Below are 2,736 nucleotides of genomic sequence, written 5' to 3'. Positions count from 1 at the left end.
CCCGCGGCGCGCTCCACCGGATCACCCGCATCGACGACGCCCCGACGGGCCGCCGGATCGAGACCCGGGCGGTGCCGCTGTCCCGGCCCGATCCCGCCCCCGCCGCGCCGGTTGCGCGACCGGGCCGGAGGCCGCCGGCCGTGCCGGGTCCGGTCTTCGCCCTGCCGCTCGTCCTGCCGGTGGAGCGGGGCGATCCGGTGCCGCTCTCCTATCTCGCCGTCTCGGCCGATCCCTGGCCCGGCGCCGTCGCGGTCTGGCGCTCGGCCGGCGAGGGGGCGCCGTTCCTGCCCCACCGCAGCCTCGACCACCCGGCCTGCCTCGGCCGCACCCTGACCCCGCTGCCGCCGGGCCCGCTCTGGCGCTTCGACCGCAACGCCCGTCTGGACGTCACCCTGCGCCACGCGGAGGGCCTGAGCGCGATCGGCGAGACCGCAGCACTCGCGGGCGGCAACCTGTTCGCGCTGGTCGGCTCGGACGGGGCGGTCGAGATCCTGTCGGCGGCGAAGGCCGAGCTGGTCGGAGCGGAGACGTGGCGGCTCTCGGGCCTGCTGCGGGGACTGGCCGGCAGCGAGGCCGCCGCGGGCCGGCCGGCGGACGCGGGCAGCCTGATCGTGCGCCTCGACGACGGCGCCGTCCGGCCGCTGATCGACCGGCTCGACGAGGCCGGCCGCCGCTTCCTCTACCGCGTCGGCCCGGCGGAGCGCGATCCGGCCGATCCCGCGGTCGTGGGCTTTACGGCGACGGCGGACCTGACCGTCTTCATGCCCCTCAGCCCGGTCCACCTGCGCGCCCGGCGCGAGGCCGGCGGCGTCCGCTTCAGCTGGACCCGCCGGGCACGGCGCGACGCCGACGCCTGGGAGCCGGCGGACGTGCCCCTCGACGAGGGTGCCGAAGGCTACCGCCTCGACATCCTCGCCGAGGACGGGCGGATCCTGCGCAGCCTGGGCGCCGACACGGCGAGCGTCCTCTACGCGGGCTCCGACGAGATCGCCGATTTCGGCGCGCGCCGCACCGAGATCGACGCGGCGGTGGTGCAGCTCGGCCGGCTCGCCGGCCCCGGCCCCGCCCGCCGGGCGCGGGTGAGCCTGCGGACCGTGTGACCGCCGATCCCATCCGATCCCCGACGGAGTGGCCCATGGCCGACACGACCCCGAGCCTCGCCCTGCCGCTGATCGCGGGGGGCCAAGCGCAGAAGCACGTCACCCACAACGAGGCGCTGGCGCTGCTCGACGCGCTGGTGCAGCTCGCCGTCCTCGACAAGGACCGCGCCGCCCCGCCCGCGAGCCCCGCCGAGGGCGACCGCTACCTGATCGCCGCGGGCAACCCGAGCGGTCCTTGGACCGGCTGGGCCGGCCGCATCGCCCGCTTTCAGGACGGGGCGTGGCTGTCCCTCGAGCCGCGGGCGGGCTGGACCGCCTTCGTCGCCGACGAGGCCGAACTCTACCTCTTCACCGGTTCGGCCTGGAGGCCGCTGCGCGCCACGCTCACCGTTCTCGACGGGCTGACCCGCCTCGGCGTCGGCACGGGGGCGGATGCGGACAACCCTTTCGCGGCCAAGCTCAACAAGGCGCTCTGGACCGCCCTGACGAGCGCGGAGGGCGGCAGCGGGGACCTGCGCTACACCCTCAACAAACAGGCGGCCGGCAACGTCCTCTCCCTGCTGATGCAGACCGGGTTTTCCGCCCGCGCCGAGATCGGGCTGACCGGCGACGACGACCTTCACGTGAAGGTCTCCCCGAACGGCGGCGACTGGTTCGAGGCGCTGCGGATCGACCGCGCCACGGGGCGGGTCGCCTTTCCCGGTCGCGTCAGCGTCGCGGACGTGCCGGTGCTGACCGCGCAGGTGATCGCGGGCAATAGCGGGCCGGGGCCCGTGCCGGCCGGGGCGACGCGGTACTTCACCAATGCCCTCATCGGCGGACATCAGAGTGAGGTCTACGCCGCCGCCGGCCGGCGGGGACGGTTCCGGTCCCTGCGGATCGTGACGCAGGGCGCCCCGGGCGCCGGCCAGAGCTGGACCTTCACGCTCCAGAAGCTGTTCACCGACACCGCCCTGACCTGCACGATCTCGGGAAGCGGCTCCAATCAGGCGGCCGACCTCGTCAACAGCGCGATCTTCGACGGATCGGACCGCTGGTGCCTCAGGATCGTGTCGAGCGCCGGGGCGGCGCCCACGACCAACATCCTATTCTCGCTGGTGTTCGAGGGCCTGGATTAGGCCGCCCGCCCCTCGAGACCCGTTCCCCTCGACATCGGAGATCGACGATGGACCTCAGCGCCGTCGGCCGCGCCGTGCTGATCGCCCGGGAGGGGCGGCGGCTGGACGCCTATCGCGACAGCGAGGGCATCTGGACCATCGGCGTCGGCCACACCGCCGCCGCGGGTCCGCCGGTGCCGCGGGCGGGCCTGCGTATCGGCGCGGCGGAGGCGGACGCGATCTTCGCCCGCGACGTGGCGGCCTTCGTGCGCACCGTCGCCGAGGCGCTTCCCGAGCCGCTGCCGCAGCACGCCTTCGACGCGCTGGTCTCCCTCTGCTTCAACATCGGCCCGGCGGCCTTCCGGCGCTCCACGGTGCTGCGGCGCCTGCGGGCCGGCGACCGGGCCGGCGCGGGCGAAGCGATCCTGATGTGGAACCGTCCGGCGGCGATCATCCCCCGCCGCCAGGGCGAGTTCGACCAGTTCCGCACGCCCTACGCGACCGCCCTGCCGCGAGCCCGCCGCGGCAGGGCGGTCGCG

At 75.4% G+C, this 2,736-nt stretch carries 3 protein-coding genes; all 3 read left to right on the top strand.

All coding sequences use genetic code 11. The annotated features are described in order from the left end of the window. A partial coding sequence (locus MFF42_RS14465) for a GTA baseplate fiber-binding domain-containing protein (protein WP_444980418.1) occupies positions 1–1,100 on the top strand: 1,100 nt, incomplete at its 5' end. 35 nt (positions 1,101–1,135) lie between these two features. Beyond that, positions 1,136–2,218 carry a DUF2793 domain-containing protein gene (locus MFF42_RS14460; RefSeq protein ID WP_238256354.1) on the top strand — a complete coding sequence of 361 codons (1,083 nt, stop codon included), beginning with the start codon at positions 1,136–1,138 and terminating at the stop codon, positions 2,216–2,218. Positions 2,219–2,265: 47 nt separating this feature from the next. After that, positions 2,266–2,736: lysozyme (locus tag MFF42_RS14455; protein ID WP_238256353.1), on the top strand; the 471-nt coding region annotated here is incomplete at its 3' end.

It is taken from the genome of Methylorubrum podarium, from assembly GCF_022179745.1.
GTDB classification, from domain to species: Bacteria; Pseudomonadota; Alphaproteobacteria; order Rhizobiales; family Beijerinckiaceae; genus Methylobacterium; species Methylobacterium podarium.
This window is presented reverse-complemented; position numbering and strand designations above follow the sequence as displayed.